17 protein-coding genes are annotated in these 14,921 nt (G+C 72.1%); 12 read left to right on the plus strand and 5 right to left on the minus strand.

Annotated features, from left to right (window positions below):
* Positions 1-109: 109 nt before the first annotated feature.
* Together fdxA and M2163_RS31560 are read left to right on the plus strand one after the other, a co-directional pair.
* Complete coding sequence (gene fdxA, locus M2163_RS31555) at positions 110-427, plus strand: ferredoxin (protein ID WP_007384503.1); 318 nt, start codon at positions 110-112, stop codon at positions 425-427.
* Between the two features lie 121 nt (positions 428-548).
* Positions 549-1,643 carry a bifunctional succinyldiaminopimelate transaminase/glutamate-prephenate aminotransferase gene (locus M2163_RS31560; RefSeq protein ID WP_280895674.1) on the plus strand — a complete coding sequence of 365 codons (1,095 nt, stop codon included), beginning with the start codon at positions 549-551 and terminating at the stop codon, positions 1,641-1,643.
* A 66-nt stretch (positions 1,644-1,709) separates the two neighbouring features.
* Here the strand turns inward: M2163_RS31560 and M2163_RS31565 are convergent, their stop codons facing one another.
* The gene (locus M2163_RS31565) at positions 1,710-2,165 is read right to left on the minus strand and encodes an ATP-binding protein (protein ID WP_280849497.1); all 456 of its coding nucleotides are present in this window, start codon (positions 2,163-2,165) and stop codon (positions 1,710-1,712) included.
* Between the two features lie 274 nt (positions 2,166-2,439).
* Entirely contained in the window at positions 2,440-3,408 is a 969-nt protein-coding gene (locus tag M2163_RS31570; protein WP_280895675.1) for a heavy metal transporter, read from the minus strand.
* Between the two features lie 84 nt (positions 3,409-3,492).
* On the opposite strand from M2163_RS31570, the gene dapE reads away from it, so the two are divergent.
* Together dapE and M2163_RS31580 are read left to right on the plus strand one after the other, a co-directional pair.
* Entirely contained in the window at positions 3,493-4,572 is a 1,080-nt protein-coding gene (gene dapE, locus M2163_RS31575; protein WP_280849495.1) for a succinyl-diaminopimelate desuccinylase, read from the plus strand.
* Between the two features lie 111 nt (positions 4,573-4,683).
* Positions 4,684-5,442 (plus strand): TIGR00730 family Rossman fold protein, encoded by a 759-nt coding sequence (locus M2163_RS31580; protein WP_280849494.1) that lies wholly within the window; start codon positions 4,684-4,686, stop codon positions 5,440-5,442.
* Positions 5,443-5,565: 123 nt separating this feature from the next.
* Here M2163_RS31580 and folP read toward each other — a convergent pair whose 3' ends face one another.
* Positions 5,566-6,426: a dihydropteroate synthase gene (gene folP / locus M2163_RS31585; protein ID WP_280849493.1), complete on the minus strand. Its 861-nt coding sequence runs from the start codon at positions 6,424-6,426 to the stop codon at positions 5,566-5,568.
* Positions 6,427-6,572: 146 nt separating this feature from the next.
* Here folP and M2163_RS31590 point away from each other — a divergent pair, with 146 nt between their 5' ends.
* Positions 6,573-6,932 (plus strand): DivIVA domain-containing protein, encoded by a 360-nt coding sequence (locus M2163_RS31590; protein ID WP_280849492.1) that lies wholly within the window; start codon positions 6,573-6,575, stop codon positions 6,930-6,932.
* Positions 6,929-7,507, plus strand: a complete 579-nt coding sequence (locus M2163_RS31595; protein WP_280849491.1) for a DNA-3-methyladenine glycosylase I — start codon at positions 6,929-6,931, stop codon at positions 7,505-7,507. The genes M2163_RS31590 and M2163_RS31595 overlap by 4 nt, the downstream gene beginning before the upstream one ends.
* A gap of 3 nt (positions 7,508-7,510) precedes the next feature.
* Here M2163_RS31595 and M2163_RS31600 read toward each other — a convergent pair whose 3' ends face one another.
* Entirely contained in the window at positions 7,511-8,302 is a 792-nt protein-coding gene (locus M2163_RS31600) for an enoyl-CoA hydratase-related protein (protein ID WP_280849490.1), read from the minus strand.
* Positions 8,303-8,660: 358 nt separating this feature from the next.
* Here M2163_RS31600 and M2163_RS31605 point away from each other — a divergent pair, with 358 nt between their 5' ends.
* Positions 8,661-8,828: a DUF3117 domain-containing protein gene (locus M2163_RS31605; RefSeq protein WP_003966491.1), complete on the plus strand. Its 168-nt coding sequence runs from the start codon at positions 8,661-8,663 to the stop codon at positions 8,826-8,828.
* Positions 8,829-8,933: 105 nt separating this feature from the next.
* On the opposite strand, the gene M2163_RS31610 is transcribed toward M2163_RS31605, so the two are convergent.
* Positions 8,934-9,632 carry an O-methyltransferase gene (locus M2163_RS31610; protein WP_348540980.1) on the minus strand — a complete coding sequence of 233 codons (699 nt, stop codon included), beginning with the start codon at positions 9,630-9,632 and terminating at the stop codon, positions 8,934-8,936.
* 235 nt (positions 9,633-9,867) lie between these two features.
* Here M2163_RS31610 and sigE point away from each other — a divergent pair, with 235 nt between their 5' ends.
* The 5 genes from sigE to M2163_RS31635 all read left to right on the plus strand — a co-directional run bounded on the left by sigE (position 9,868) and on the right by M2163_RS31635 (position 14,899).
* The gene (sigE, locus tag M2163_RS31615) at positions 9,868-10,566 is read left to right on the plus strand and encodes an RNA polymerase sigma factor SigE (RefSeq protein ID WP_037943029.1); all 699 of its coding nucleotides are present in this window, start codon (positions 9,868-9,870) and stop codon (positions 10,564-10,566) included.
* On the plus strand, positions 10,563-11,531 hold the full coding sequence (locus M2163_RS31620; protein WP_280895676.1) for a zf-HC2 domain-containing protein: 969 nt from the start codon (positions 10,563-10,565) through the stop codon (positions 11,529-11,531). The genes sigE and M2163_RS31620 overlap by 4 nt, the downstream gene beginning before the upstream one ends.
* Positions 11,532-11,622: 91 nt before the next feature.
* Complete coding sequence (locus M2163_RS31625; protein WP_280895677.1) at positions 11,623-13,314, plus strand: trypsin-like peptidase domain-containing protein; 1,692 nt, start codon at positions 11,623-11,625, stop codon at positions 13,312-13,314.
* Between the two features lie 208 nt (positions 13,315-13,522).
* Positions 13,523-13,951, plus strand: coding sequence for a sec-independent translocase (locus M2163_RS31630; RefSeq protein ID WP_280849487.1), 429 nt, complete (start codon positions 13,523-13,525; stop codon positions 13,949-13,951).
* 282 nt (positions 13,952-14,233) lie between these two features.
* Entirely contained in the window at positions 14,234-14,899 is a 666-nt protein-coding gene (locus M2163_RS31635; protein ID WP_280895678.1) for a hypothetical protein, read from the plus strand.
* Positions 14,900-14,921 lie beyond the last annotated feature (22 nt).

The raw sequence follows: 14,921 nt of genomic DNA on the forward strand, positions 1-14,921 counted from the left end.
CCCAAGAACGGAGATACTAGGGGCGGGCATCGACGACGCCGCGCTCCCGCGCGCCAGGCGGCGGAGCCTGAGGAGGCCCGCCAGCGCCCTATGGAGGAGGAACGACAGCGTGACCTACGTCATCGCGCAGCCTTGTGTCGACGTGAAGGACAAGGCTTGCATCGAGGAGTGCCCGGTCGACTGCATCTACGAGGGCTCCCGGTCCTTGTACATCCACCCGGACGAATGCGTCGACTGTGGTGCCTGTGAGCCGGTCTGCCCGGTCGAGGCGATCTTCTACGAGGACGACACCCCGGACGAGTGGAAGGACTACTACAAGGCGAACGTCGAGTTCTTCGACGAGCTCGGCTCGCCCGGCGGCGCCAGCAAGCTGGGTCTGATCGAGCGGGACCACCCGTTCATCGCCGCGCTGCCGCCGCAGGCCTAGTCATCCGCATCAGCGGCCCGCACCTCGTGCCGCCTCGGTCCCGTACGGCCTGATCGCCTCCGATCGTGGCCGTACGGGGCCGAGGCGTTTGCCGTACGACCCGAAAGTGAGCGCGAAAGCCGTGTCCGCAGTCTCCGACCGCCTTCCCACCTTCCCCTGGGACAAGCTGGAGCCGTACAAGAAGACGGCTCTGGAGCATCCGGGCGGCATCGTCGACCTCTCCGTCGGCACCCCGGTCGACCCGGTCCCCGATCTCGTCCAGAAGGCGCTGATCGACGCGGCGGACTCCCCGGGCTACCCGACGGTGTGGGGGACCCCGGCCCTGCGCGACGCGATCACCGGCTGGGTCGAGCGGCGCCTGGGCGCCCGCGAGGTCACCCACCGCCACGTCCTGCCGATCGTCGGCTCCAAGGAACTCGTCGCCTGGCTCCCCACCCAGCTGGGCCTGGGCCCCGGCGACCGGGTCGCCTTCCCGCGCCTCGCCTACCCGACGTACGAGGTCGGCGCCCGTCTGGCCCGCGCGGACCACGAGGTCTACGACGACCCGACCGAGCTGGACCCGGCGGGCCTGAAGCTTCTGTGGCTCAACTCCCCCTCCAACCCCACCGGCAGGGTGCTCTCCAAGGACGAGCTGACGAGGATCGTCGCCTGGGCCCGGTCGCACGGCGTCCTGGTCTTCTCCGACGAGTGCTACCTGGAGCTCGGCTGGGAGGCCGACCCGGTCTCGGTCCTGCACCCCGACGTCAACGGCGGCTCCTTCGACGGCATCGTGGCCGTCCACTCGCTGTCCAAGCGCTCCAACCTCGCCGGCTACCGGGCGGCCTTCCTCGCGGGCGACCCGGCCGTCCTGGCGCCCCTGCTGGAGATCCGCAAGCACGGCGGCATGATGACCCCGGCGCCGACCCAGGCCGCGGTGGTGGCGGCCCTGGGCGACGACACGCACGTGCGTGAGCAGCGCGAGCGCTACGCGGCCCGCCGGGCGCTGCTGCGCGAGGCCCTCCTCGGCCACGGTTTCCGCATCGAGCACAGCGAGGCGAGCCTCTACCTGTGGGCGACCCGGGACGAGTCCTGCTGGGCGACGGTCGCCCACCTGGCGGGCCTCGGCATCCTGGTGGCCCCGGGCGACTTCTACGGCACGGCGGGCGAGAAGTTCGTACGGGTCGCGCTGACGGCGACGGACGAGCGGGTGCGCGCGGCGGTCGAACGACTGGCGTGACGCGCCCCGGACGCGCCGAAGGGGCCCAGGGAGATCCCTGGGCCCCTTCGCCGTGTGCGCGGGGTACTAGCCGAGCGGGAGGCTCTTCACCGGCAGGGTGTCCGCCGACGGCAGGCCGCCGCCCTTGGCGAGGGAGTCGGTCGGCAGACCGCCCTTCGTCGCCGTGGACGTCGTGTCGCCGAGGACGCCCCCGGCGGAGCCCGCGGCGTCGCCCGCCGTCTTCTGCGCGACCGGCGCGGCCTTCTTCACGGCCTTGCCGCCGGCCTTGCCCGCGGACGGCACCGCCTTCTCGACGGCCTTGCCACCGGTCTTGCCCGCGGTCCCGGTCAGGTTCTGCGTCGCGCCGTCCACCGTGTTGCCGACGTGCGCCCCGTCCAGAGCGGTCAGCCCGCCGAGGTTCGGAGTGGCGGGCAGCGCGGCGGGGGCCGCACTGGCGGAGCCGGCCGCACCGACCCCGGCGGCCGCTCCCGCAGCGACGAGCAGCGCGGCACGGGCGATCCTGCGGGTCAGGGGGAGGGACATGTTGCTCCTTCGACGGAGGAAACGTTGCTAGGACGCCGTGACTACCGCTCGAAGCCGACGAAGGTTGCGGACGCGCAACGTAAAGAGTTGGCAATGCGTCGCATTATCACCTGCGGATAAAAACGGGCAAAAGCCTTCCGGTCTGAAAGTCCGCCGAATGCGTGCAGCCCTTTGTTCCCAAGGGTTCTCGCGGATGCGGGGGTGAGGCGGCGAAAACCTGCGCACACCCGCTCGGACGAGGGCCGGACGTGACCCTTCCAGGTGATCTTCCGAACTACCGTGCCGTCAGTATCCGCACCGAGCCGGTGCCGCCCTCGCCGCCCGTCGTGCGCCACTCGCTGTCGGTGCTGCCTGCCGTCCACTGCCGCCCCGCGTACGAGACCCGCTCGATGCGCAGCGCCGAGGCGTTGGCGACCGCCCAGTGGGCGAGCTGCCAGCCGCGCTCGGTGAGGCTGCGGCGGGCACCCGCGCGGGTGTCCTCGCGCACGGGGAGGGTCACGGTGCGCGCGTCCGCCGCGGTGGGCGTCGGGCTCGGCGCGGCCTTGCCGCCCACCTCCGCGGCGGCGGTCTCCAGCGCGTCCCGCCCGAAGTCCCGTACGAGGGCGGACCGCACCGCGTCGGGGCCCGTGGCGGCGGCCTGTGCGGCCCGGCCGGACTCCTGGCGGCCGTCACAGGTGAGGGTGGCCGCCGAGGAGCCGGTGAGGGCGGCGGCCAGCAGCACGGCGTCCGGCTCGTGCTTGGCGTACGCCTCCGGATAGCCGCTGCGCTGCACCCGCTGGGCGGCGACGGTCAGCGGAAGCTCCTGGTAGTCCCGCACCTTGACCAGGTGCTTGTAGAACTCGCCCGCCGCGTACGTCGGGTCCAGGATCTCCTTCGGGGTGCCCCAGCCCTGCGAGGGCCGCTGCTGGAACAGGCCGAGGGAGTCACGGTCGCCGTGCGCGATGTTGCGCAGCCCCGACTCCTGGAGGGCGGTGGCGAGCGCGATGGTCACGGCCCGCTCCGGCAGCCCGCGCCCGGTGCCGACGGCGGTGATCGTCGCCGCGTTCACCGCCTGCTCGGGGGTGAACTCGTACGACGGCCCGCCCGCCCGGCCGGAGACGACGCGGCAGCTCGGCCCGTCGGTGCCTCCGGTGACGTACTGCACCACGAGGTAACCGGCGACCGCGCACAGGACCACGAGGGCCGCCCCGAAGCGGAGGAGACGGCCACGGCGCTTGCGAGTGGAGGGCAACGGCTCTGGCATCCGGACAAGATACTGGAGAGTACTGAGACGTCCGAGACGGACGGGACAGTGAGTGCGCACAGCGGGAGCGTTAGGGTCGGGAGCATGGCCGACACCCCTCTTGACCTTTCGCTGGACGCTGCCCGGCTCACCGCGCAGCTCGTCGACTTCCCCTCCGAGAGCGGCACCGAGAAGCCCCTCGCGGACGCGATCGAGAGCGCCCTGCGCGCCCTGCCGCACCTGACGGTCGACCGCCACGGCAACAACGTCGTCGCCCGCACGAACCTCGGCCGTTCGGAACGCGTCATCCTCGCCGGCCACATCGACACCGTCCCCATCGCGGGCAACGTCCCCTCCCGGCTCGACGACGAGGGCTACCTGTGGGGCTGCGGCACCTGCGACATGAAGTCCGGGGTCGCGGTCCAGCTGCGGATCGCGGCGACCCTCCCGGAGCCCAACCGCGACCTCACCTTCATCTTCTACGACAACGAAGAGGTCGCGGCCCACCTCAACGGCCTGGGACATGTGGCCGAGGCCCATCCCGAGTGGCTGGAGGGCGACTTCGCGGTCCTCCTGGAGCCGACGGACAACCAGGTCGAGGGTGGCTGCCAGGGAACCCTGCGGGTCCTGCTGACGTTCAAGGGGGAGCGGGCGCACTCCGCGCGCGCGTGGATGGGGTCCAACGCGATCCACAAGGCCGCCCCCGCCCTCGCGAAGCTCGCCGCCTACGAACCGCGCAAGCCGGTGGTGGACGGACTGGAGTTCCACGAGGGGCTCAACGCCGTGCGCGTGGAGGGCGGCGTGGCCACGAACGTCATCCCCGACTCCTGCACGCTGACGGTCAACTTCCGTTACGCGCCGGACCGCAGCGAGGCCGAGGCGGAGGCCTTCGTACGGGACTTCTTCGCGGACTGCGGGGTCGACGAGTTCACCGTCGACGACCACACCGGCGGCGCCCGCCCCGGCCTCACCCACCCCGTCGCCCAGGCCTTCATGGCCGCGGTCGGCGGCGTCGCCCGCCCCAAGTTCGGCTGGACGGACGTGTCCCGCTTCAGCGCGCTGGGCGTGCCCGCGGTGAACTACAGCCCGGGACAGCCGCTGCTCGCGCACAAGGTGGACGAGCGGGTGAAGGCGTCACTGATCCCCGAGGCGGAGGCGAAGTTGCGGGCCTGGCTGACCTCCTGAGGAGGCGGTGTGCCGGCGGGCGCTCGACGGCGGACACGCGTACGTCCCCCCTCCGTAACCCGCGTAGATCTACGCTGAGACGGAAAGACCAGGCAAGCGGAGGGAGCGCACATGGCTACCGGGAACCCCGAGGGCAAGAAGCAGCCGCCGGAGGAGCAGCGCCTGGGACCTGTCCTCCGCAGGCGGGGACAGGTCACGGCGAGCACGACCGACCAGCGCCTGCTGGACGCGGGTGGCCCCTCGGACTGGGTCCACACCGACCCCTGGCGCGTCCTGCGCATCCAGTCGGAGTTCATCGAGGGCTTCGGCACCCTCGCCGAACTCCCGCCCGCGATCAGCGTGTTCGGCTCGGCGCGGACCCCGGCGGACTCTCCCGAGTACGAGGCGGGCGTGCGGCTCGGCCGAGGCCTGGTGGAGGCCGGCTTCGCCGTGATCACCGGCGGCGGCCCCGGCGCCATGGAGGCGGCCAACAAGGGTGCCTGCGAGGCGAACGGCACCTCCGTGGGGCTCGGCATCGAGCTCCCCTTCGAGCAGGGACTCAACCCCTACGTCGACATCGGTCTCAACTTCCGCTACTTCTTCGTCCGCAAGATGATGTTCGTGAAGTACGCGCAGGGGTTCGTGGTCCTGCCGGGCGGCCTCGGCACCCTCGACGAGCTCTTCGAGGCCCTGACCCTGGTCCAGACCCAGAAGGTCACCCGCTTCCCGATCGTCCTCTTCGGCAGCGCGTACTGGGGCGGCCTCGTCGACTGGCTCACGAACACCCTGGTCGCCCAGGGCAAGGCCTCGGAGAAGGACCTGCTCCTGTTCCACGTGACGGACGACGTGGACGAGGCGGTGGCACTGGTCTCCAAGGAGGCGGGCCGGTAGCCCTTGCAGGGCATGGAACGCCGGAGGGTTGATCAGCCCCTCCGGCGTTCGAGGAGCGGGGGGCGAAGGGGGCGGAGCCCCCCGGAGGAGGGACGGGCAGGGGCGGCGGGGGCGAAGAACTCCCTATGCCAGCCCCCGACGAGCGACCGCCGGCGGCCGGTGCCCCGCGATCGACGCCACCATGTCCAGCACCTGCCGGGTCTCGCCGACCTCGTGCACCCGGTACACCTGAGCCCCCAGCCACGCCGACACCGCGGTGGTCGCCAGCGTCCCCACCACCCGCTCCTTCACCGGCTTGTCCAGGGTCTCGCCCACGAAGTCCTTGTTGGACAGGGAGACCAGCACCGGCCATCCCGTCTCGACCATCTCGCCCAACCGCCTCGTCGCCTCGAGACTGTGCCGCGTGTTCTTCCCGAAGTCGTGCCCGGGATCGATCAGCACCGACTCCCGGGGCACCCCCAGCGCGACCGCCCGCTCGGCCAGCCCCACGGTCACCCGCAGGATGTCGGCCATGACGTCGTCGTACGTCACCCGGTGCGGCCGGGTCCGCGGCTCGGCGCCCCCGGCGTGCGTGCACACGAGGCCCACCTTGTACCGGGCGGCGACCTCGGCCAGACCGGGGTCGACCCCGCCCCAGGCGTCGTTCAGCAGATCGGCCCCCGCCTCGCACACCGCCTCGCCGACCGACGCCCGCCAGGTGTCGACGCTGATGATCACCTCGGGGAACCGCCGGCGCACCTCCGCCACGAAGCCGACGGTCCGCCGGGCCTCCTCCGCCGCGGACACCTCCTCGCCCGGCCCGGCCTTGACCCCGCCGACGTCGATGATGGCGGCCCCTTCGGCCACCGCCTGCTCCACGCGCGCGAGGGCGGGCTCGTCGAGGAAGGTGGCTCCCTGGTCGTAGAAGGAGTCGGGGGTCCGGTTCACGATCGCCATGATCACCGGCTCGTGCGCGTCGAATTCACGCCTGCCCAGCCTGAGCATCCCCTGTGACCTCACTTCTTGCGTCTGTGTGTTCGGCCTCTGCGACCGCCTGCGACCCTAACTGTCAGACTCGCATGGCACGATCGGACCCTGACACATTCGACGCCGGTGGCCGGCCGCCGGCAGGGACCCTGGGGACCTCAGCGATGGTTATGTTCTTGTTCCTGGTCATCGCGCTCGCGGTCGTGGTCGCCGCGGTGACGCTCGCCGTGGTGGGCGGCGGCGAGAGCGACGGCCCGCTGCCGGACGTCGCCCCGGAGCGGCTCCAGGACCCGCTGCCGCCCGACCGGCCGGTCAACCGCGCGGACATCGACAGCCTCCGCTTCCCGCTGACCGCCCGCGGCTACCGCATGGCGGACGTCGACGACGCGCTCAGCCGCCTCGGCGCCGAGCTCGCCGAGCGGGACGCCCGGATCGCCGACCTGGAGTCCGCGCTGGCCGGCGCCCGGGCCGCGGCCCACGTCGCCCTGCACAAGCCGGAGCACGGCCACGGGGAGCAGCAGTGAGCGAAAGCGCCGCCCTGATCGGCCCGGACGGCGCCCCCCGCTGCCCCTGGGCGCTGTCCACGCCGGACTACGTGACGTACCACGACGAGGAGTGGGGCCGCCCGGTCCACGGCGACGACGCCCTCTACGAGCGGCTCAGTCTGGAGGCCTTCCAGTCCGGCCTGTCCTGGATCACCATCCTGCGCCGCCGCGAGGGCTTCCGTGCCGCCTTCGCGGGGTTCGAGATCGCCAAGGTGGCCATGTTCGGCGAGGCCGACCGCGACCGCCTGCTCCTCGACCCGGGGATCATCCGCAATCGCGCCAAGATCGACGCGACGATGGCCAACGCGCGCGTGCTGGCCGAATGGGCCCCGGGCGAGCTGGACGAACTGATCTGGTCCCACGCGCCGGCCTCGCACGCGGTCCCCAGGACCCTCGCCGACGTCCCCGCGGTCACCCCCGAGTCGACCGCCCTGTCCAAGGCCCTCAAGAAGCGCGGCCTGCGCTTCGTGGGCCCCACGACGGCGTACGCGCTGATGCAGGCGTGCGGACTGGTGGACGACCACCTGGAGACGTGCGTCGCGAGAGGTGCCTGAGCCCTACCGGCCCAGGTACTTGGGGGTCTCCTTGTGCACGAAGGCCCGCACCGCGATCGCGTGGTCCTCGGAGGCCCCGGCCCGCGTCTGAAGCTCGTCCTCCTTCTCCAGCGTCTGCGCCAGGGTGTGCGACAGGGCGTACGCGAGGGACTCCTTGATCGCGCCGTACGCCACCGTCGGGCCCTCGGCCAGGGCCCGCGCCACCTTCTCGGCCTCCGCGGGCAGCTCGGTGGAGGGCACGAGACGGTTCACGATCCCCAGGTCGTGCGCGTCCCGGGCCGACATGGTCCGCGGGAAGAGCAGCAGGTCGGCGGCGCGGCCCGGCCCCACCACGCGCGGCAGCGTCCACGAGATCCCGGAGTCCGCGGTCAGCGCCACCCCGGCGAACGAGGTGTTGAACGCGGCCGTGTCCGCCGCCACCCGGTAGTCCGCCGCGAGCGCGAGCCCGAAGCCGGCGCCCGCCGCGACCCCGTTCACGCCGGCCACCACCGGCTTGGGCATCTCCGTGAGCGCACGCACGATCGGGTTGTAGTGCTCCCTGACCGTGCTCATGACCTCCGTCGAGCCCTCGGCGAGCAGCCCGATGTGCTCCTTGAGGTCCTGCCCCACGCAGAAGGACCGCTCTCCGGCGGCGGTGAGCAGCACGGCCCGTACGGCGTCGTCCGAGGCCGCCGACTCCACGGCCTCCCGCAGCGCGACCTTCGTGGCGATGTTCAGCGCGTTCATCGCCTCCGGCCGGTTCAGCGTGATCGTCGCGAGCCCGTCGTGCACCTCGTAGAGCACGGTGTCGGCCATGGCGTATCCCCTCCGGTGTGTCCGCTGCATCCGATGTCCGAGGGACAGCATGGCGGAGATCGCCGTCCGGGAACCGGAGCGGACGTGTGACCTGCGTCAAAGAATTGTCGAGCGCTCACGGCCGGCCGGCGTCCGCGCGGCGGCGGAGTATCGCAGCCACATCGCCGAATTGGGTGGTTTTGCTCGCGCGCGTTGCCCAAGCGATGCCGACTGATGTTGGTCATCGGGTCCTGAGATGCGGGATAATGGCTTGGAAGCAATGTGTTCGATGCCGGTGGCGCGTGTCCCACTTTGACGCGCGTGCCCTCCCAGGGCTGTCGGCTTTGACGATGAGCTGGTTTCAGGAAGGGGAACGAGCATGGCGGCCATGAAGCCGCGAACGGGTGATGGCCCGCTCGAGGTGACCAAGGAGGGGCGGGGCATCGTCATGCGCGTTCCGCTCGAAGGCGGCGGTCGGCTCGTCGTCGAGCTGACCCCTGACGAGGCCGACGCGCTCGGCGACGCCCTCAAGAAGGTCGTCGGCTGACGCGGAAGCGACCATACCCTTTCGGCTGCCCCGGCATCTCCTGAGGTGCCGGGGCAGCGCTCTGTCCGGGCGGTACCCCGAACGGCCGTACGCCCCGCATCGGGCTCAGCGCTTGACCGCGCAGAGCAGTCCGTCGCCCACCGGCAGCAGAGACGGCACCAGGTCCTGGCTCTCGCGCACGGCCCGCAGCAGCTCCCTCAGGCGCAGCACCTCCGTCGGCTGCGGTCCCGAGTCCACGGTGCGGCCGTTGGCGAAGACGCCCTCGAAGACCACGAGGCCACCCGGACGCAGCAGGCGCAACGATTCAGCGAGGTAGTCCATGACCTCCTGCCGGTCACCGTCGCAGAAGACGAGGTCGTAGCCGGCGTCGGCGAGACGGGGCAGGACGTCCAGGGCGCGGCCCGGGATGAACCGGGCCCGGTTGCTGGCGAAACCGCAGGCGCGGAACGCCTGCCGGGCGAACTGCTGGTGCTCCGGCTCGGGGTCGACGGTGGTCAGCACCCCGTCCGGGCGCATGCCGTGCAGCAGATGGATGCCGGAGACGCCGGTCCCGGTGCCGATCTCGGCGACGGCCTTGGCGTCCACGGAGGCGGCCAGCAACCGCAGCGCCGCGCCCGCGCCGGGCGACACCGAGCGCAGTCCCGCCTCACGGGCCCGGTCCCGGGCCCAGCTCAGGACTTCGTCCTCGGCGACGTAGGCGTCGGCGAACGCCCAGCTCGTCTGCCGGTTGCCGGTAATGACCCTCTCCTTGCCCCGTGGTTGCCTGGGCGTGACTGTATCCGTTGCCGTCGGGAACCCGCAGATGGGACCGGGCGTTTAGAGGGATGGAGACGCACCCGGGGGGACACAGTTGGATCACGAAGCCGAGCAGGCCCTCGAGCAACTGCTGACGCAGGGGACCGAGTGGTATCAGCCCAGATCAAATTCTCGTAAAACCGCTTATCCGGAGCTAACGGGCGAGGTGGCTATGGTAGGGGCTCCACTGGAGACAACCAGAGCCGACAGGGGAGGTGCGGCCGCACCTGGTGATCGTGGGGGAGTGCTGCGGCGCTTCCTCGGATCGGCGGGCAGGCCGAGATCCGTGAACGACACCGCTGACCACAGCCACGCCGGCGACTACGCCCAGACCGCGACCTTCGCCACCGACGCGGACGGGCAGGCGTGGACTCCGCCCACCTGGGAGGAGATCGTCAGCACGCACAGCGGCCGCGTGTACCGCCTCGCGTACCGCCTCACCGGTAACCAGCACGACGCCGAGGACCTCACGCAGGAGGTCTTCGTCCGCGTCTTCCGCTCGCTGTCCACGTACACACCGGGCACCTTCGAGGGCTGGCTGCACCGCATCACCACCAACCTCTTCCTGGACATGGTCCGCCGCAAGCAGCGCATCCGCTTCGACGCCCTCGGCGAGGACGCGGCCGAGCGACTGCCCAGCCGCGAGCCGTCGCCCCAGCAGGTCTTCAACGACGCCCACTTCGACGCGGACGTCCAGCAGGCCCTCGACACCCTCGCGCCGGAGTTCCGCGCCGCGGTCGTCCTGTGCGACATCGAGGGACTCTCGTACGAGGAGATCGCCGCGACCCTGGGCGTCAAGCTCGGCACCGTCCGCTCGCGGATCCACCGCGGCCGTTCCCAGCTGCGCAAGGCCCTCGCCCACCGCTCACCCGAGGCCCGCGCCGAGCGCCGCTCCTTCATGGCCCGGGTCCCCGCACTGGGGGGAGGGGGCGCGTCCGCGTGAGTGGATCACTGCCCAAACCCGGCGAGGGAAGCCTCGCGGAACAGCATCTGGGAGACCGACTCGCCGCCCTGGTGGACGGCGAGCTCGGTCATGCCACGCGGGAGCGCGTCCTCGCGCATCTCGCCACCTGCCCGAAGTGCAAGGCGGAGGCGGACGCCCAGCGCCGCCTGAAGAACGTCTTCGCGGAGGCCGCCCCGCCCCCGCCCTCCGAGAGCTTCCTGGCCCGCCTCCAGGGGCTGCCCGGGGGTGATCCGGAGGACGGCGACAGCTCGCCGTTCGGCGGAGGAGGGTTCGCGGCACTGCCGGGACGACCCGGCGCCACCGGAGCCTTCGGCGTGAGACGTGGCGAGCGTTTCGAGTTCGACTACGTCCCCGCCCGTCCGCACGCCCCGGCGGTGCTCCCGCCCTCCGCAGGCCGTGGCTTCCGCATCCATGACGTCACCCGCTCCGAGGCCGACCGCTCGGCCTCGCGCGGCATGCGGTTCGCGGTCGTCGCCGCCGGAGCGGTGTCGCTGGCCGCGATCGCGCTGGGCGGCGTCACCACGGGCGTGCCGGGTGACACCGACGCCCGCGGCGCCGGCAGCAACGTCACCCCGGCGCGCACGCCGGGCACGGGTGCCGCGGTACCGGAGAACCAGCGCCGCCGTGGCGTGGGGCCCCTGCTCGCGCAGGGACAGGGGCAGGGGCAGCGGATGCCGGGTGACACCCCGGTCGCCCAGACCTCCGCGTCCGCACCGCTGCTGCCGGGCATCCCCGCCCAGGTGCAGGACGCGGCCCTGCACACCCTCACCGCGCCCGTGGTCGCCGGTGCCGCCGCCATGTCCCCTCTCATACGTCCGCTCAGCACGACTCCGCCGCTCACCCTGACCTCCCTGTCCGCGACGCCGGATCTCACCGCCTCCGGCTTCCTCGCCGCACCCGTCCCCACCACATCGGCGCCCACGCCCCCCAGCGCCACCCGCTGACCGGCGCCCTGCTCCGCGGCGCCCGAACCTGGTTGAATCCACAGACAGGTCGACGCGCCGCGCACCGCGGCCGGTCAGCTGTGGGGAGAGCATGGACGAGGGCAAGCCCACAAGGACGAAGTGGTGGAGCCGCCCCGGGGCACGGGGGGTTTCCGGACCGGACGAGCGGACCGGGCCGCCGGCCGACTCGACCGACCCGACCGACTCGACAGGGCCCGACGGGGACTTCCTGCTCGCGGCGCCGAGGAGCGGGGTGCCCGGCGCCGAGTCCGTCTCGCAGGGGACCGACGGCGACTTCGAGCCGGCGGCTCCCGCGGACGCGGAGGCGGTGGCCGACAGCGGTCGTACCGACTCGTCGCTCGCCTCCGGCTCCTCCGACACGCCGCCCTACGGCGTACCGGGACCCTGGGCCCCCGCCCCACCCGTCCAGGCCCCGACCGTCCAGGCTCCTCCGGTCGAGGTTCCACCCGTCCAGGTCCCGACCTCCCACACCGAGGCGGCCGCTCCACCACCGGAAGCCTCCCCAGCACCACCGGCGCCGGCCACCCCGCCTCCCGGCCTCCCCCTCCCACCTCCCGGCGCCCCCACCCCCCGGCAGAACTACGACCCCTGGGCCCCCGCCCTCCTCCAGCAAACCGGCGCCGCCGTGCCGACCGAGGCCACCCGGCGGCGCCGGGCGCGGCGGGCGCTGCTCGGCGGTGCTGTCCTGCTCGCGCTCGTCGCGGGCGGGGTCGGTGGGGTCGCAGGGGCGTATCTGGAGCGCCACGGCGTGGCAGGGGACGTCGTGGAGTTGCCGCAGGCCGCGAAGGAGCCCGGTGGACGGGCCCCCGGGACGGTCGCCGGGATCGCCGCCCGAGCCCTGCCCGGCGTCGTGACCCTGCATGTGAGCGGGGCCGGGGAGTCCGGGACCGGGACCGGCTTCGTGCTGGACGAGCGCGGGCACATCCTCACCAACAACCACGTCGTGGAGCCGGCCGGTGCCGACGGCGAGATATCGGTGACCTTTCACAGCGGGGACACCGCGAAGGCCACCGTCGTGGGGCGGGACAGCGGGTACGACCTCGCCGTCGTCGAGGTCCGCGGTGTCGGCGGCCTGCGGGCCCTGCCCCTCGGCAACTCCGACAGCGTCCAGGTCGGCGACCCCGTCGTCGCCATCGGCGCCCCCTTCGACCTGGAGGGCACCGTCACCTCCGGGATCATCAGCGCGAAGGACCGGCCCGTCACCGCCGGCGGCGAGAGCGGAGACGGCACGGACGTGTCGTACGTCGACGCTCTCCAGACCGACGCACCCATCAACCCCGGCAACTCCGGAGGCCCCCTCCTCGACTCCCGGGGCCGTGTCATAGGCATCAACTCCGCCATCCGGTCCGCCGACGACGGCTCCCGCTCCGAGAGCGGACAGGCCGGTTCGATAGGTCTCGGCTTCGCCATCCCCGTCAACCAGGCCAAGCGGGTCGCGGAAGAACTGATCAACACCGGCCGGGCCACCCACCCCGTCATCGGCGTCACCCTCGACATGGACTACTCCGGCGACGGTGCCCGCGTCGGGACCGAGGGCGGTGACGGCGGACCCGCCGTGACCGAGGGCGGTCCGGGTGACAGGGCCGGACTCCGGGCGGGTGATGTCATCACCGAGGTCGACGGCCGCCGTATCCACTCCGGCGACGAGCTCATCGTGCGGATCCGCGCCCACCGCCCCGGCGACCGCCTCGAACTCACCTTCCGGCGCGACGGCAGGGAAAGGAGCGTCTCGCTGGTCCTCGGCTCCTCGGACGGCGGCTGAGGCATTGACAGAAACCCCACAGGGACACGCCCGAACCCCGCTCCACAAGGCAAACAACCCGGAAAACCGCCCGTACGCCCGCACTCGGAGCCCCCGGGACAGTACCGGTCGTACGGGATCCCCAGGTACCGTGGACCCGGCCCGGACCACGGAACACCAGACCACCGAGGGCCGAGGACCGAGGACCGAGGACCGCAAGGAGCTTCAGGTGTTCAATGACATAGGACCGCTCGAGCTGATCACGCTCGTTGTCCTCGCCGTGCTCGTCTTCGGTCCGGACAAGCTCCCGAAGGTCATCCAGGACGTCATGCGGACCGTGCGCAAGATCCGGGAGTTCTCCGAGAGCGCCAAGCAGGACATCCGGCAGGAGCTGGGCCCGGAGTTCAAGGACTTCGAGTTCGAGGACCTCAACCCCAAGACGTTCATCCGCAAGCAGCTGGACAACGACGAGCTGGGTCTCAAGGAGATCCGCAACGGCTTCGACCTGAAGAAGGAGATGGCCGAGGTCACCGACGCGGTGCACAGCACGGACACCTCGCCGTCCTCGTCGTCCTCCGGTGGCCGGATCGACATGACCAAGAAGCCCGAGGAGCTGGGCAAGGACGACCGTCCGCCCTTCGACGCGGACGCCACCTGAGCCGTACGCCCCAAGGGAAGGCGTCCGCCGGGCAGTTGAGCTCGCGGGCGCCTTCCGCCGTCGTGCGTGACGCGTTTCATAGCCCGACCCCACCTCGTAGGGGCCCCGTACGGCCGGAAGCCACCCCCCGGGCGCCCCGCGCGCCGGGCGGTTTCCGCGCAGCTCGGAGCGGTGTGGCTATGCTGCCGAGTTGTTGTGCGGGCCGTACGCGAACCAGCGACGCCGCCCGAAGGGGGGCGGGCCGGTCCGGTCCGACGAGAGCTAGTAGGAGGCGTCCGGCACATGGAGACGACGAGTGGGGCAGTCGCGCAGGCGCCGGCCGCGGAGGGTGGCCAGCAGGTTCCCTCCGCCCGGCGCACGGTCGACGGCTACCTTCAGGCGCCCTTCCCCTGGTACGGCCTCGACGAGGCCTTCACGGGGCCGCGCTGGCTGATGCAGGTCGGCACGTCGGCCGACGGAGCCGTCGAGCACGGGTCCATCGGACACGGGGACGAGCCCTCGGTGAAGAACGAGGCGGGCTCCACGGGCGAGCCGAAGGAGAAGTTCGCGGTCGTGGTGACCGTCGCCGCGAACCCCTCCCGCAGGAGCGCGGACGGCACGGGTCTGCTGGAGGCCACGTCGGTCTCCTCCGCCGCCTGGCTGGCCGGGGTGGGCCTGCTGTCGTTCACCTGGCCCGGGCAGATGGACCACTCCCTGCGCGACGACTGGCTGGACCAGCAGACCGAGACGGCCTGGGTCCTGGCGGACGACCTCGACGGACCGGACTGGTCGACCCTCTCCCTGCCGGTGGACGGCGTGCCCACGCCCTTCCACTACCGGGAGTCGGAGTTCGGCTGGGTGCTCGCGGGCTCCACGCAGGAAGGGGTGCACGTGGGGGCGTACGGGAGAGGCATGAGCGCGTACGGGCTCGGGTTCGCGATGATCAAGGACATCTCGGCGTACGCGTAGCGGGACGACGAGGGGCACCGCC

The organism is Streptomyces sp. SAI-135 (assembly GCF_029893805.1).
GTDB lineage: Bacteria > Actinomycetota > Actinomycetes > Streptomycetales > Streptomycetaceae > Streptomyces.

What these genes read in the sequence shown, in the direction of transcription:
- M2163_RS31570 (WP_280895675.1), bottom strand. Translation starts at nt 3,408, where the DNA reads ATGCCAGAGCCGTTGCCCTCCACTCGCAAGCGCCGTGGCCGTCTCCTC.
- M2163_RS31635 (WP_280895678.1), top strand. Translation starts at nt 14,234, where the DNA reads ATGGAGACGACGAGTGGGGCAGTCGCGCAGGCGCCGGCCGCGGAGGGT.
- M2163_RS31625 (WP_280895677.1), top strand. Translation starts at nt 11,623, where the DNA reads ATGGACGAGGGCAAGCCCACAAGGACGAAGTGGTGGAGCCGCCCCGGG.
- M2163_RS31580 (WP_280849494.1), top strand. Translation starts at nt 4,684, where the DNA reads ATGGCTACCGGGAACCCCGAGGGCAAGAAGCAGCCGCCGGAGGAGCAG.
- M2163_RS31600 (WP_280849490.1), bottom strand. Translation starts at nt 8,302, where the DNA reads ATGGCCGACACCGTGCTCTACGAGGTGCACGACGGGCTCGCGACGATC.
- M2163_RS31565 (WP_280849497.1), bottom strand. Translation starts at nt 2,165, where the DNA reads ATGTCCCTCCCCCTGACCCGCAGGATCGCCCGTGCCGCGCTGCTCGTC.
- M2163_RS31605 (WP_003966491.1), top strand. Translation starts at nt 8,661, where the DNA reads ATGGCGGCCATGAAGCCGCGAACGGGTGATGGCCCGCTCGAGGTGACC.
- folP (WP_280849493.1), bottom strand. Translation starts at nt 6,426, where the DNA reads ATGCTCAGGCTGGGCAGGCGTGAATTCGACGCGCACGAGCCGGTGATC.
- dapE (WP_280849495.1), top strand. Translation starts at nt 3,493, where the DNA reads ATGGCCGACACCCCTCTTGACCTTTCGCTGGACGCTGCCCGGCTCACC.
- M2163_RS31590 (WP_280849492.1), top strand. Translation starts at nt 6,573, where the DNA reads ATGGTTATGTTCTTGTTCCTGGTCATCGCGCTCGCGGTCGTGGTCGCC.